This is a genomic window from Rouxiella badensis, assembly GCF_002093665.1.
GTDB lineage: Bacteria > Pseudomonadota > Gammaproteobacteria > Enterobacterales > Enterobacteriaceae > Rouxiella > Rouxiella badensis.
This window is the reverse complement of the sequence record NZ_MRWE01000010.1, coordinates 115,469-130,251: the sequence shown is the minus strand read 5'-3', so window position 1 is coordinate 130,251 and position 14,783 is coordinate 115,469. Positions and strand designations below refer to the sequence as shown.

The window sequence follows — 14,783 nt, the reverse complement described above, 5'->3', positions numbered from 1 at the left end:
TTTTATATAACGATAATGGTGTTAATTTTACTTATATTGTTGTTTTTACTGATTATTAATGTCAGCATTAAAAATGTGGGATTTATTGGCTCAACTCATAACCTTTATCAATTTATAGCTATAATCAAAAGGTCATTAGCCTGTTATATTCGAGGGGAAAATAGATTAGGCTTTTATTTTTTATCATTTTTCTTCCTCTTTAATTAAATCAGTTCAGCATTAATACATTCATTTATTGTGATGCCACACTCAAGATATTACGCCATGCATCATGTCATTCATCAACATTCGCGCGTATTTCCGAGAAGGAAATTGCCCAAAGATAGATCAACTAAAAAAATAAACGTTAATACCCGTAGCTTTTGGAGCAATGTGCAATGAAAAATCCGGACGTTCAGCTGTCACGACGCCGTTTTATTATCGGCGCCGGGGCGCTCGTAGTAGGGACCTGGTTACCCTTTGGCGGAGCAAGAGCCAGCGCGCTCGCGGCGAATAACGCCGCTCCTGCGGCGGCGAAGGCAGGGACAGAGCTGTTTACCGCCAATGCCTTTGTGCAGGTTGGCACCGATGGAATAGTCACCGTGCTCAGCAAGCACACCGAGGTCGGACAGGGCGTTTACACCGGTATGGCCACGCTGGTCGCCGAAGAATTAGACGCCAACTGGTCCAATGTTCGCGTCATTGCTGCCCCGGTCGATACCGCAGTGTATAAAAACCTCAAGTTGGGAATGCAGGGCACCGGTGGCTCAAGCTCGGTGGCCAATGCCTATGACCAGATGCGCCAGATGGGCGCCATCGCGCGCGCGCTGTTGGTTCAGGCCGCTGCCGAGACCTGGAAGGTTCCTGAAAACGAAATCACCGTTCAGAACGGGATTATTCATCATGTTGCCAGCGGTCAATCAGGCGGTTTCGGGCAGTTTGCGACGCGTGCTTCTCAGCTTCCTTCACCGGACACCGCTAAGATTACCCTCAAGAATGCCCAGGATTTCAAGCTTATCGGCAAAGTCAGTGGTCTTCATCGGGTTGACTCGGTCTCTAAAACCAACGGCACGGCCTTCTTTTCTCAGGATATTCATGAGCAGGACATGGTCACCGTCATGCTTAAAAAGCCCCCGCGATTCGGCGGCAGGCTGCAATCGTTTGACGCCAGCGCGACGCTGCAAGTCCCCGACGTGATTGCCGTGAAACCGACCTCCAGCGGTGTTGCGGTCTATGCCCGCAACACCTGGGCCGCCATGCGTGGGCGCGAAAAACTTCAGGTGGTGTGGGACGAATCAAACGCCGAGAAGCGCAGTACCGAAGAGATCTTTACCGAGTTTAGAGAAAAGGCCAAATCACCGGGCGCTGTCGCCGCGACCCGAGGTAATCCGGATGATGCCTTCAAACATGCCGATAAAATCATCGAGGCCGAATATACCTTTCCCTACCTGGCCCATGCGCCGATGGAACCGCTGGCGGGATATCTGTTCTGGGACGGCGAAAGCGTTCACGCCAAATATGGCTGTCAGATCCAGTCCATCGACCAAAACCAGTTCTGCAAATATTTCCAGCTGCCGCCAGAAAAAGTGCATATCGAAACTATTCTGGCCGGGGGCAGTTTCGGGAGGCGTATCGATCTTGGCATTGAGGGCACCAGGCCTGACCTCGCGGCGGATATGGCGGTGGTGGCCAAGGCCTACGGTCCCGGAACCGGAATCAAGGTGGTGTATGCGCGTGAAGACGACATTCGCAACGGTTGGTATCGACCGATGATCCTGCATCGGTTCCGTGCGGCAATAAAGGACAACAAAATTGTCGCCTGGACTAATACCGTGGCGGGGCACTCTTTTGCCGAGGGCAGTGTGTTCGCGGCAATGATTAAAAACGGTATCGACGGCACCATGGTTGAAGGGGCTAAAGAGCTGCCGTACACCTTCGAAAACTTCCGCTGTGACGCGCATATTTTGCCAGGACAGGTGCCGACGACCTCGCTGCGTTCCGTCGGCAGTACGCATACCGGGCATGCGGTCGAGAGCTTTATCGACCAACTGCTGCATGAAACCGGGCAGGACCCGGTCGAGGGAAGGCTGGCGCTGATGGGCGACGCGCCGCGAGAAGCGGGCGTGTTACGCGCGGTGGCAGAAGCTGCGCAGTGGAAGGGGCCAGCCTCGACGCCCGGCAGAATGCGCGGCGTGGGGGTTGCCAAGGCCTTCGGTACCCGCGTTGCCCAAATTGCCGAAGTGTCGATTGGAGAAGCAGGCATACCTAGGGTGCATAAAGTCTGGTGCGCCGTTGACTGCGGTATCGCCGTGAATCCCGACGTGATTAAGGCACAAATCGAGGGCGGTATCGGCTACGGGTTAAGCATCGCCCTGTTTGGCAATATCTCGATGAAAGACGGGATCATTGAACAATCAAACTTCAACAATTATCGCCCTTTGCGCATCAATGAGATGCCGGAAGTGGAAGTTATCATCGTCCCTTCCTCAGAGCCGCCGAGCGGCGTTGGCGAACTGGGGTTGCCGACGATTGCTCCGGCTGTGGGTAATGCCCTGGCTCTGTTGGGGCGGCCACGTAGCTCACTCAGCCTGCCATTCCATCGTCCCGGCACGTCTGAAACCGTTTAAGTCTGAGGAAACCATGACTACTTTGATCATTAATAATAAATCCATCGAGTTCAACGGCGACGAGCAGATGCCTTTGCTGTGGTTTTTACGTGACGAAGCCGGGCTGACCGGCACTAAATTTGGCTGTGGCATTGCGATGTGCGGCGCGTGTACGGTACATCTCGACGGCGTGCCGGTGCGCTCCTGTCAGGCCACCGTGGCGAGCGCGGCAGGCAAGAAGATAACGACTATCGAGTCCGTCGGTGAAACGCCGACCGGAAAGGCGGTGCAACTGGCCTGGGTCAATCTCGACGTCGTACAGTGTGGATACTGTCAGTCGGGACAGATTATGTCTGCGAGCGCATTGCTGGCACAAAAACAGAATCCGACAGACGCCGACATTGACGCGGCGATGAGCGGCAATGTGTGCCGCTGTTCGACCTATGTCCGCATCCGTGCCGCTATCCACCAGGCGGCCAATGCCCTCTCGCAGGAGGCTAAAGGATGAAAAAAGGGCTTCGAGGTATCCTGTGGCTTATCGCAGCTGGGGTGGTGATTGCATTAATTTACGTGGTTTATCTGTTGTTACGACCGGTCGGAGCTGAACCGACGGCTCCGCTTTCTGGTGCACCTGCGAGCATCACCAGCCCGATTGAACGCGGGAAATATCTGGTTCGAGCCGCCGACTGCGTCGTGTGCCACACCGCCCCCGGCGGTAAACCTTTCGCCGGGGGCTTCAGATTCAAGCTGCCGTTTGGCTCAATCTATGGCACTAACATTACCGCCGATAAAGAGACCGGTATTGGCAACTGGAGCGACGAACAGTTCGTTCGCGCCGTGCGTGAAGGCGTGGGGCCAGAAGGTAATCTCTATCCGGCGATGCCCTATACCTCCTATACCGGCATGAGCCGCGAGGACGTGCTGGCCATCAAAGCCTATCTTTTCAGTCTGCCGGGGGTGAAACAGCCGAATCGCCAGAATGAACTGTCTTTCCCCTTTAATCAGCGCTGGGGCATGAAGTTCTGGAATCTGGCTTTCTTCCATCCAAGCCGCTTTGTTGCTGACCCGCATCATGACGCTCAGTGGAATCGAGGGGCGTATCTGGCGACGGCATTGGGCCACTGTAGTGAATGTCATACCCCGCGCAACGTGGCCTTTGGTCTGAACCAGAGTCAGTATCTGGGAGGTATGGCGGTTCAGGGCTGGTTTGCCGGAAACATTACCCCGGATAAACAGACCGGGATCGGCGACTGGAGCGAGCAGCAGCTGTCCGAGTTTCTCTCTCAGGGCCACGCAGCGGGTCGCAGCAGCGCGTCGGGTCCGATGGCCGAGGTTATCGAAAACAGCACCCAGTATCTGACGCCGGAAGATAACCAGGCGCTGGTCAACTATCTGCGTAACATTGAGCCAGTCAAAACCGACGTGGGCAGTGCCGTCAATCTGCGGCCGAAAGGTGTGATGAACTCCAGTGCCATCCTCCCCGCCGATCAGGACAACTCCCTGGGGCGTCAGCTGTTTGCCGGAGACTGTAGCGGCTGTCATCAGTGGAATGGAGAGGGGCGCCAAACGCCTTATGCCTCTCTGAAAGGCAGCACGGCGGTGAACGACCCGCAGGGCCGCAGCGTCATACAGGCCATTCTGCACGGCACCAAAATCAGCGTCGGGCAGCAGCAGGTGATGATGCCTGATTTTGGCGCTAAATATTCTGACGATGAAGTTGCCGCAGTCGCCAACTATGTGCTCCATCAGTTTGGTGATAAAACCGGGACGGTGACGTCGAAACAGGTGGCAGACCAACGCAAGCAATAAGCCTGGGTGATAAATGATGGTGCTTGGAATGAGTCTGCGAATAATGCAGACTCATTTTTTTATCGGGAGAATAACGCAATGACCAAGCCGGGAGTTGTCCTGCTGGCGGCAGGAAAGAGTCAGCGCTTTCGTGCGGCAACGGGGCGACACAAGCTGCTGGAAACGCTAAAAAACTCCTCGCTAACTGTCTTTGAACAAAGCCTGGAGAACATCCAGCGCAGCGAGCTGGATATACAGGTTGTATTGCGCCCTGAAGACGTGATGCTACAGGATTTTTGTCAGCGAGCGGCAGTGCCTTACCTATGCCTGGAGAGCGAGGGTATGGGTGACTCGATTGCCGCAGGCGTTAGGGCGAGAACTGACTGGTCGGGCTGGATTATTGCGCTAGCAGATATGCCCTTCATCAAGCCTGAGATTTTCGTTGCGGTCGCGCAGTCCGTGCAGCAGGGGCAATGCGCGCGGCCAGTTTACCGCGGGCAGGTAGGGCATCCTGTGGGTTTCCCGCTGACGATGAGGCACCCCCTTGAGGCATTGTGCGGTGACGAGGGCGCGCGCGGGTTGTTAAAGGCCCATCCCCCGTGGCTGATTGAAACACAGCACACAGGATGCCTGTGGGACATTGATGTGCCGCAAATCTAGCAGGTCATCACCCGGTAACACGTTTTAATACGATGAAATTTTTTTAAGTTCGTGGGGCGGCGATATCCGCCCCTGATATCAGAGTGGTAAGCTTTTTAAGGCTTAATCATTTGACAACGCCCGTTGGCTCATAGGTTTCCGGACGGCGATCCTTCAATACTTGGTTAAAATCATTCCAGTTGCGGTGGCGTTTGGCGTCCGCCAGATTCACCGTGGCGATGACAATCTCTGGCTGGGTGACACTGGCGGGGCCGGCGACCGGCCAACCGGTGTAGCTGGTTATCAGGCTCTGGCCGATAAAAGGCTGACCGCGCTCGGTGCCGACCCGATCGGCGGCGGCAATATACAGGGAATTGCTGTGAGAGGCGGCCATGACCAAAATATTGGCCATCGCCTCGCGGTGAGGATCCTGACCGGGGATGGGCACCCAGTTGGTCGGAACGCAGACGATTTCTGCCCCCTGTAACGCGGCCATTCTGAAGCTTTCAGGGAACCAACAGTCGTAGCAAATCTGGCAACCGAGTGTGCCGATGCGCGTCTTGAATACCGGAAACCCGAGATTACCCGGCTCAAAATACAGGGCTTCATCTCCCCAAAGATGCACCTTACGGTAACGGCCAATGAAACCTTCCGGGCCGATAACCACTGCGGAATTATAAAGACTTTCTCCCTCTCTCTCGGTGATCCCGGCGACCAGGTAGACGTTAAGCTGCGCCGCGCAATTGCACCACGCTCGAGTGGACGGGCCGCCAGGAATCGTTTCTGCCAGTGCGAATGCTTCGGCGCGAGACGCGAAAACGTAGCCGGTATTGCACAACTCTGGCAAAACCATCAGGCGAGCGCCCTGAGCCGCGGCCTGCTCAATCATTGAAATTGAGGTGGCAATATTGCGCTCGGTGTCGCCGAACACAGGTTCCATCTGTAGACAGGCCACGGTTAACGGGGCTTCCGGTGATTTAATGGGCATCTTAGCCGCTCCTGATTAGGCAGGTTAATTTTTAACCTGTACGCGGATTATAAATGTCACCGTTCGCGGTACTTTTCAAGCTCAAAAATACTCAACAAATTGATTGACATAAAATAATGTCCCCCCCCAATATGCAGGAGGCTTGACTAAATATTCCTCTAAAACTGCCGGAGAAATGAACATGAAAAGACGTACATTTTTAGCTGGGACCATTTTAGCGGGGGCAACGCTGATGAGTACTCTGTTGCCGGCGGTAGGGGGGATAGCCACGGCCTCGGCGGCCTCGCTGACCAAAGTGACCTTTATTCAGGAATGGCCGGTGGCCGACGGTTTCTGGATCCCGTGGATCCTGGGCAAGGAAAAAGGTTTTTACGCGCAGGAAGGGATCGACCTGGATATCGTGGCACCGCCCACCGTGGCTGACACCATGAAGTTTCTGGGGACCGGGCGGGCAAACGTCGCGTTTACCACAGTCATGGACATCATCTTTGCCAAAGAGCAGGGGGCGCCGGTCGAGGCTATTGGTCGTTACGGCAACGGCAATAACTGGGGCATTATTAGCCAGCAGGGCAAAACTTATACCGTGGCGGACCTGAAGGGGAAAAGCGTCGGCATTTATAACGACGCCTGGACCAAAGCCCAGTTGGCGCTGATGCTAAAAAGCGCCGGTCTGACGCTGAATGACGTACAGATGGTGACCGCCGCAGACGATACCGTACCGCTGCTGCTGCAAAAACGCGTTGATGTCATTACCGGCATTACTAACGCCGAAGGCACCGAGATGACCACCACGGGTAAACAGAAACCAGAATTTTTGCCCGCTATCGCCCACGGCGTGCCTAATACGCCTATTTTCATGCTGGCGGGTAATCAGGACTGGCTGAAGGCCAATCCTGAGCTGGCCAAGGCCTTTATGCGTGCAACGGTGAAAAGTATGGCCTACGCCGTTAACCATCCTGACGAGGGCGTGCAGGCGTTTGCGACCGCCTACAGCAAAGCCTACGACCCGGTTTATATCAAGCAGCAATGGGCCGATACCGTGCCGCTGCTGAAGCCTGCCGACAGCAAATCCTTGGCACAGGAAGCCGCAACCTGGCAGAGTCTGCTGACCGCCATTAAAGCCGAAGGCATCGTCAAGGATCCTCTTCCTGCCGACCAATATTTCACCAATCAGTACCTGCCGTAAGGAGCCATGATGAGCTCACCTTCTACCCTCAAACCGGCCTGGACCTATCGTCCCGGGCCGGACATTGCTTTTGATGCCCCCGCGGGACTGCGGGCGGCGCAGAGGATGGCAAAACAGGCTGCGCTGACGGGCGTTGCCGCAGCGCGTGCCGGAATTCGAGAAATTGACGTCGAGCAGGTGGTTCATACCTCTCTCTACGAGCAGGGCGTACAGGGCATCTGGACCATCACCAACGTTGGGTTGGGGGAAAACACCCGCGTGTGCTTTCCAACGCAAGGGCCGGGGGAGCGGGCCGCCGCCGAGCAGGATGTGCTGATGGTCGACGTGCACCCGATAACTGCCGAGGGCTTTTGGGGCGACTGCACACGCTGTGCCATTGTCGGCGATTATCCCGAGGCCACCCAAGCGTTACGTGATCTGGAGCGTCTTCATTATGAGACGTTGGCGCTTTGCCGTCCGGGGATGCCTGCCAACGAACTGTTCGGTCTTTCACACCAGCGGCTCACTCAGGAGGGATTTATCCTGCTCGACCTGCTGGGTAATATCGGCCATTCTCTGACCGCTGGGGCGGCCTATACGCACGGTTTTATCGATGCCGGTAATGCGACGCCGATGTGGGGCGCATGGGCGATCGAACCTTTTGCACAGCGCGGTGAAGTGGCGGTGAAAGTGGAAGATTTAGTGTGGTTTGGTCGCGAAAAATGCGAAATTTTGTAGTGATTTAACCTGCACACTGACGTATGAGGAAAAGGTGAGAGATGACATACCCCAAACTGTCGCTGCAACAGGTGACACGTCGTTTTGGCAGTATGACTGCCCTGGCACCGACTAATCTTGATATTCAGCAGGGCGAGTTTGTCTGCATCGTCGGGCCTTCAGGCTGTGGCAAGAGCACCTTGTTTAACCTCGTTTCGGGCGTTCTGACGCCTGACTCTGGCAAAATTCTCATTGATAATCAGAATGTCACTGGAACAAGCGGTCACGTCGGCTATATGCTGCAAAAAGACCTGCTGCTGCCGTGGATGACGGTGATTGATAACATCGTGCTCGGGGCCATTCTTAAGGGCGGAGCCACTAAGGCACAGCGCGCGGCAGGTGTGGCGCTGGCCCAACGCTATGGGTTGGGTGAGTTTATCCATCACTATCCAGCGGCGCTGTCGGGCGGCATGCGCCAGCGTGTGGCGCTGATGCGTACGCTAGCGATGCAACACGAAATCATGCTGCTCGATGAGCCCTTCGGCGCCCTGGACTCGCAGACCCGTCTTTCTATGCAGCAGTGGCTGTTGACGGTATGGTCTGAACAACAACGTACGGTGATTTTTGTGACCCACGATATCGACGAAGCGGTCTATCTGGCCGATCGCGTGGTGGTGATGTCGCCGAGGCCGGGACGTGTTCGAGAAATCTTGACGGTGGACATTCCGCGGCCAAGGCCACTTTCCTGCCTGACCAGCCCGGAGTTTACCGTGCTGAAACGAAAAATCCTCGATTTGGTGTTTACGGAAAGCCACGCCGACCAAGACCTACAGGAACCCCTGACTCATGACTGATGCCCGTAGCCTGACCTCGGAACGCAAGCCGCTGCTGTTGAAGAAACTGCTGTTGCCGCTGGGTGGCCCGCTTGCTGCGCTGCTTTTGGTGCTGCTGGTGTGGGATTTGGCGGTGCGGATTTATCATATTCCGCCGTATGTGCTGCCATCGCCAGAGCAGACCTGGCAGCACATGCTTTCTGACATGTCGGTGTTGCTGCAAGGATTTCGCATTACCTTCGTCACCTTTGTGATGGGGTTTGTGCTGGGCGCGGGGGCGGGTTTTATCTTCGCCGTCCTGATGGACGCCACGCCGTGGATCCGCAGCATTCTGTACCCCATTCTGATTGCCAGTCAGGCGGTGCCGGTGATTGCTATCGCTGCGGCGTTGACTATCTGGCTCGGATTCGGTCTGGCACCCAAGCTGGTTATTGTGGCGCTGGTGGTATTTTTCCCGGTGGTGGTCAACGTGCTCGATGGACTTAATTCGGTTGATAAAGACATGTTGAATCTGGTGAAGTCGATGGGCGGTTCACGCTGGAGTATTTTCCGCTACGTGAAGCTTCCGGCGACCTATACGCCGCTGTTCTCGGCGCTCAAGCTTTCGGCGACCTTCAGCGTCACTGGTGCTGTTATCGGCGAGTGGACGGCTTCGACCAGCGGTGGGTTGGGGGCCTATCTTTTGCAGGCTAATTCTCGATTAAATACCGCGGGTACTTTCTCGGCAATCGCGTTCCTGGCGCTGCTTGGGGTGGTAAGTTTTCTGCTGGTCATTTTGCTGGAATACCTGATGACCCCATGGCGTACCTCTGCCACCGCCCGGCGATGGGGCCGTAAATAAAATTTGGGTTTTTAATTGCAGATTTTTTTAAGGTCAAGTCTTTTGGGTCAAAGGCACGCGCCCAGCGTGCAAAGCACGTGCCCTTGGTCTAAAAGCGGATCAGAGCCGCCGCTCAAAAAATGCCTCGGTATCAAAGGCTTTACCCCGAAAATTTTGCAATAAAAAGCCCCTACTTTTGGACTTTTAGTTGAACTCGGTCGTTATAAAAACGCTTATAGGCCAAATACCCGGCGATAATCGTTGAGAGGCTTGCGGTGGCGAGGAGCATAAAGGTCACCATTATTTGATACTTGATGGCTTTTACAGGGTCGATACCGGCAAAGATAAGTCCCGACATCATGCCCGGCAGGCTCACCAATCCCACGGTTTTTGCAGCATCTACGGTGGGAATCATCGCTGAACGAATGCTGTCGCGGATGATTGTCCCTGAGGCCATCTTGCTGGTGGCTCCGAGGCTCAGCATCTCGAGGATTTTTTGCTGGTTGTCGGCGAAACGCTGGTTAAGGTTGCTGTAGCACAGACCGACGGCGACCATGGCGTTGCCGGCTATCATGCCTGAGATGGGGATAACCTGCATCGGCAGGAACTCAATCGAGCCCGTGAGGATAAGCACGGACAGCGTGAGTGAGGTGCCGACGGTGATAGCAATAAACGAAATGATAAAGCCGTTATCGATATTGCGGCTGCGCTTCTTGGCGTTGAGCGCGGCGTTGACGCAGATAAACAGCACCATCAATACGGTCAGCCAGCCGTTATTGACTTCAAAAATGTATTTGAGCACGTAGCCGACGATAATCAACTGCACGACGGCGCGCGCCACGCTCCAGATAATGTCCTTCTCCAGCCCGAGCTTCTCTTTCTTGCTTATCAGCAGCGCGACAACCACCAGAACCAGCGCCAGTCCCAGTGACTCATTGGTGATGTTATGCTGATTCATGGCTGCTCTCTCCTGCGGCTTCACGCGTTAAGGTAATGACCCGCTGAGCGTGGCGAATCTCGTTGCTATCGTGGGTGACCCAAATCACCGACAGGCGCTGTTGTTTAACCTGTTCGGCAATAATTGCATTAACGTTCTGCTTATTTTCTTCATCCAGCGCGCTGGTGATTTCGTCGAGCAGCAGCACCTTGGGCAGAAATTGCAGATTTCGCAGCAGCGAGACACGCTGTTTTTCACCGCCTGAGAGCTCTTGCACATTTTTCTCCAGCAGGGAGCGAGACAGATTAACGCGCTCGAGCCAGTCGGCCATCGCCGACTTGTCGACTTTCTTGCCGCGTATCTGGTAAGGCAACGAGAGGTTGTCGAGCACTGTTTGGCCGAACAGCACCGGCGTCTGGAAACAGTAGGAAACCTGCTGACGGTAGGACTCTGGCTTGAGGGTGCGGATATCCTTGCCTTCGAAATAAACTGTGCCGCGGGTCGGATTTTGCAGCGAGGCCACAATTTTAAGCAGCGTACTTTTGCCGCTGCCCGACGGTCCGGTTAGCAACGTGAACTCGCCGGGTAAGAGTTCTAATGACGTGGGGCGCAAAAGCACCTGGTTATTCAGACTAAAGCTCACATCCTGCAAACGCAGTAAAATCTCAGATGAAGACATATCAGGCTCGTTATCAATAATTTGCGAGCGATTTTACCACGCTATACCTTAAGATTACCTTTTGAAATTTTCCTTAAAGAAGCCAATTCCAATCAGACGGCCAAACAGGAACGGGATAAATGCACGTTGCCGCAGCCATAGCTCCATACCAGAAGGCGCTTTACGACGCGGTTTTTGTCCTGCTTTACTTATCATGATTTGCAGCGACTGGGTGGCCCAGGTTGGGAAGGTGCGGCGGCGCTGTACGCGCTGTAAATCCCGGAGCGTCAAGCGGCCTTTAAGCAGCGCTGGCGCGATAATATTGGCGGTAGCGACTGCATCCTGAATAGCCAGATTCACGCCGACGCCGCCAATCGGAGACATGGCATGTGCCGCGTCCCCGATGCACAACAGGCCGGGCTTTGACCATTTCTTCAGGCGATCGATACGAATCTCCAACAGTTTGACCTGTTCCCAGTCGGTAATGTCAGTCAGCAGGCGAGCCTCGTCAAACGGTGAAATCTCAGCAATAGAGGTTACCAGAGCCGCAAGCCCTTGTTGTTTCATGTCCTCCAGACTGCCTTTGTTGATGGAGTATCCACACTGCCAGTAGTCACCGCGATCGATCATGATAAAGCCCTTGCGTGGGCCGCGATGGCCGGTAGTCCAATGAGGATCGTTGTCACGTTTTTTAACCTTCAGCCACAGCACGTCGCGCGGTGCGCCAAAGTTCATTACCTCAAGTCCGGCTTTTTCACGAACCACTGAGCGACGACCGTCACAGCCCACCACAAGCAGTGCGCGAATTTCCTGCGCGCCCTCCAACGTGGTGACCTTTACGCCCACCACCTTGCCATCTTGCTGGAGAAGGTCGTCAACGCTTGCCTGCTGCAGCAGCCTAAAGTTAGGCAACCGGCGCGCCTTATCGGCGATAAAATTCAGGAAGTCCCACTGCGGCATAAAGGCGATAAATTTGCATTGGGTCGGCAGACGAGTGAAGTCGGCAATCGTCGCTTCTTTTCCGGCGATTTCACCGTACAGCTTCTCGGCGCGTTGATGGGGCAGCCTGAGAAACTCGTCAAGAAAGCCCAGTTGCCAGATGATTTCCAGCGTCGAAGGGTGGATGGTGTCGCCGCGAAAATCTCGCAAAAAGTCAGCATGTTTCTCCAGCACCGTGACGTCGACCCCCTTGAGGGCCAGCAGGTAGCCAAGCATCAGGCCAGCGGGGCCGCCGCCGACGATGCAGCAGGTGGTAGAGACGTTGATAGGGGGTTTCACAGGTAAACTCATCGTTACAGGCATTCCTAAGTCATGACAAATAATAATTGATAATGATAATCATTTGTTTGAATTGCTGGCTGACACTTTACTCCGGCCGAGCGCCCCATGCCAATCCTTGCGCATTGATCGTCAACGATTAGGCGAAAAAAAACCTGCCGATAAATACCGACAGGTTTTTGCGTGATGCAGCAAGCCGTTAGGCGGCAGGTTTAGCGATCACGTTGCGGTTTTCCATACGAACTTCAGCGATGTTGACATCGATAATGTCGCTCTGACGATAGGCAACTTCACCTTTGATAAGCACGGTGCCGGTATCCTGGCTGCACACCAGCTCGTCGCGAACGGCGTGCAGGAATGGCGCAGGAATGAAGGCAACGGCGCCGATGTCCTGAAGGCGAACGCGCAGGCCACCCCGGGTGACGTCGATAATCTCGGCGCTAAATTTTGTGTCGGTTCCGACTTTGTCTTCCAGGTAACGGGCGTACAGCCAGTCACCCACGTCGCGCTCGGCCATACGACCCAGACGGCGGCGTTCTGCCAGTTGAACGGTCATTTCGTCCTGTGGCTTCTCGGCGGTCTGCTGGGTAATCATCGCTTTCAGCAGGCGGTGGTTAACCATATCGCCGTATTTACGGATTGGCGATGTCCAGGTGGCGTAAGCCTCAAGGCCCAGGCCGAAGTGCGGACCAGGCACGGTGCTGATTTCAGCAAAGGTCTGGAAACGACGAATGCGGCTGTCGAGGAACTGCGTTGGCATCGCATCAAGCTTGCGGCGCAGGTCGCAGAAGCCAGGCAGCGTCAGCAGCGTTGGGCCGTCTGCCTCAACGTCGTTGGCCTGTAGCACGGCAACCGCGTTCTCAACCAGCAGCGGGTCGAAACCGTTGTGCACGTTGTAAACGCCGAAACCGAGGTTGTCGCGTAGCGCAATAGCGGCACAGACGTTGGCAGCAATCATGCACTCTTCAACGATGCGGTTAGCGATGCGGCGGTGCTCGGCGATGATTTCCAGCACGTTGCCTTTCTCACCCAGCACGAAGCGGAAGTCTGGACGGTCTTTAAACACCAGCGCGTTAGCGGTACGCCATGCGGAGCGAACGTCACACACGCGCTTTAACAGACGAATCTGCTGGGCGATGGTCTCATTCTGTGGCTGCCATTCGCCAACGTCTTCGAGCCAGTCGGAAACTTCGTCATAAACCAGTTTGGCGTTTGATTCGATCCACGCAGCGTAGAAGCGAATATCGTCACCCAGTGCGCCGTCGGCAGACAAGGTCACGCTACACGCCAGCACCGGGCGACGTTCATTTGGCAGCAGTGAGCACAGGTTGTCGGACAGTTCACGCGGCAACATTGGAATGTTGAAGCCCGGCAGGTAGTTGGTGAACGCGCGTTTGCGAGCCAGATTGTCGGCGTCGCTGCCCTCGGTCACGTAGGCCGTTGGGTCCGCAATGGCGATATTCAGTTGTAGTGTGCCGTCGCCGTTATCTTTAACGTAGAGGGCATCGTCCATGTCCTTGGTGCTGGCGCTGTCGATGGTAACAAACGGCAGGGCGGTCAGGTCTTCACGCGTCAGGCCTTGTTCCAACAGTTCAGTCACATCAAATTCTGGCGCTTCGCGCTCGAGGTTATGACGTGCCAGGGTAACCCACCACGGGGCCAGGTCGTCTTCACCGGTGGTTATCCACTCGGTCAGTTCGGCCTGGAAGCCACGATCGCCTTCTTTCAGCGGGTGACGGCGCATTTCTGCCACGCACCAGTCACCTTCGTTAACTTCATGATTGAAGTTACGGCCGGTGCGGCATGGAATGGCGTCGCGCAGCAGCGGATGGTCCGGCATGATCGAAAGACGATCGTCTTTTTTGATCACGCGGCCCACAAAACGGCTGAGGAAAGGTTCTACCAGCGTTTCAGGTTGAACGATTTCACGCTCTTTTTCTGTTTGAACGGAAGCAATAACCCGGTCGCCATGCATGACTTTTTTCATGTATGGAGGTGGGATGAAATAGCTCTTTTGACCGTCTACTTCAAGAAAGCCAAAGCCTTTCTCAGTTCCTTTTACGATGCCTTCAACGCGCGGAGTCTGAGAGTGAAGTTGCTGTTTTAGCTGTGCGAGCAGCGGGTTATCTTGAAACATATCGTCCAGAGAATGAGGTTAGAGTGGTTCGATTAGCGGCAGACAGTTTTACGCGAATCGGCCATCGTGGGCAAGCGGCATCTGCCTATTTTGACGTTATTAAAGCAGATGAAAAGCCGTCTGTGGCTATTTTGCTGGCTGATAATTAAACGTTGAGCGGAATGTTATAGCAGCGAATACTTCATTCGTTTAAAAATCACCCCACAATGGCCGGGAACCTTCATTCTCATTAAAGGGG

The 14,783-nt window shown here is 54.9% G+C and carries 13 protein-coding genes; 8 read left to right on the top strand and 5 right to left on the bottom strand.

Features of this window, described 5'->3' with window-relative positions:
- Positions 1-377 precede the first annotated feature (377 nt).
- The 4 genes from BS640_RS08220 (at position 378) to BS640_RS08205 (ending at position 5,033) form a co-directional block, all read left to right on the top strand.
- On the top strand, positions 378-2,606 hold the full coding sequence (locus BS640_RS08220) for a xanthine dehydrogenase family protein molybdopterin-binding subunit (RefSeq protein ID WP_084912351.1): 2,229 nt from the start codon (positions 378-380) through the stop codon (positions 2,604-2,606).
- 13 nt (positions 2,607-2,619) lie between these two features.
- Positions 2,620-3,093, top strand: coding sequence for a (2Fe-2S)-binding protein (locus BS640_RS08215; protein WP_017490660.1), 474 nt, complete (start codon positions 2,620-2,622; stop codon positions 3,091-3,093).
- Complete coding sequence (locus BS640_RS08210) at positions 3,090-4,394, top strand: cytochrome c (protein ID WP_084912350.1); 1,305 nt, start codon at positions 3,090-3,092, stop codon at positions 4,392-4,394. The genes BS640_RS08215 and BS640_RS08210 overlap by 4 nt, the downstream gene beginning before the upstream one ends.
- Before the next feature lie 78 nt (positions 4,395-4,472).
- Positions 4,473-5,033 (top strand): nucleotidyltransferase family protein, encoded by a 561-nt coding sequence (locus tag BS640_RS08205; protein ID WP_084912349.1) that lies wholly within the window; start codon positions 4,473-4,475, stop codon positions 5,031-5,033.
- 106 nt (positions 5,034-5,139) lie between these two features.
- On the opposite strand, the gene BS640_RS08200 is transcribed toward BS640_RS08205, so the two are convergent.
- Positions 5,140-6,000: a nitrilase family protein gene (locus tag BS640_RS08200; RefSeq protein ID WP_084912348.1), complete on the bottom strand. Its 861-nt coding sequence runs from the start codon at positions 5,998-6,000 to the stop codon at positions 5,140-5,142.
- A gap of 181 nt (positions 6,001-6,181) precedes the next feature.
- Between BS640_RS08200 and BS640_RS08195 the strand changes: the two genes are divergently transcribed.
- The 4 genes from BS640_RS08195 to BS640_RS08180 are packed head-to-tail and all read left to right on the top strand — an operon-like array spanning position 6,182 to position 9,556.
- The gene (locus BS640_RS08195) at positions 6,182-7,186 is read left to right on the top strand and encodes an ABC transporter substrate-binding protein (protein ID WP_017490656.1); all 1,005 of its coding nucleotides are present in this window, start codon (positions 6,182-6,184) and stop codon (positions 7,184-7,186) included.
- Positions 7,187-7,195: 9 nt separating this feature from the next.
- Positions 7,196-7,903: a M24 family metallopeptidase gene (locus tag BS640_RS08190; RefSeq protein ID WP_017490655.1), complete on the top strand. Its 708-nt coding sequence runs from the start codon at positions 7,196-7,198 to the stop codon at positions 7,901-7,903.
- A 41-nt stretch (positions 7,904-7,944) separates the two neighbouring features.
- Positions 7,945-8,736, top strand: a complete 792-nt coding sequence (locus BS640_RS08185; protein WP_084912347.1) for an ABC transporter ATP-binding protein — start codon at positions 7,945-7,947, stop codon at positions 8,734-8,736.
- Positions 8,729-9,556 (top strand): ABC transporter permease, encoded by an 828-nt coding sequence (locus tag BS640_RS08180; RefSeq protein ID WP_084912346.1) that lies wholly within the window; start codon positions 8,729-8,731, stop codon positions 9,554-9,556. Before BS640_RS08185 ends, BS640_RS08180 begins: the two co-directional genes overlap by 8 nt.
- 169 nt (positions 9,557-9,725) lie before the next feature.
- On the opposite strand, the gene fetB is transcribed toward BS640_RS08180, so the two are convergent.
- From fetB to BS640_RS08160, 4 genes are all read right to left on the bottom strand, one after another.
- The gene (fetB, locus tag BS640_RS08175) at positions 9,726-10,493 is read right to left on the bottom strand and encodes an iron efflux ABC transporter permease subunit FetB (RefSeq protein WP_084912345.1); all 768 of its coding nucleotides are present in this window, start codon (positions 10,491-10,493) and stop codon (positions 9,726-9,728) included.
- The gene (fetA, locus tag BS640_RS08170) at positions 10,480-11,151 is read right to left on the bottom strand and encodes an iron efflux ABC transporter ATP-binding subunit FetA (protein ID WP_017490651.1); all 672 of its coding nucleotides are present in this window, start codon (positions 11,149-11,151) and stop codon (positions 10,480-10,482) included. The genes fetB and fetA overlap by 14 nt, the downstream gene beginning before the upstream one ends.
- A gap of 54 nt (positions 11,152-11,205) precedes the next feature.
- On the bottom strand, positions 11,206-12,420 hold the full coding sequence (locus BS640_RS08165) for an FAD-dependent oxidoreductase (protein ID WP_084912344.1): 1,215 nt from the start codon (positions 12,418-12,420) through the stop codon (positions 11,206-11,208).
- 187 nt (positions 12,421-12,607) lie between these two features.
- Positions 12,608-14,545, bottom strand: coding sequence for an exoribonuclease II (locus BS640_RS08160; RefSeq protein WP_084912343.1), 1,938 nt, complete (start codon positions 14,543-14,545; stop codon positions 12,608-12,610).
- Positions 14,546-14,783 lie beyond the last annotated feature (238 nt).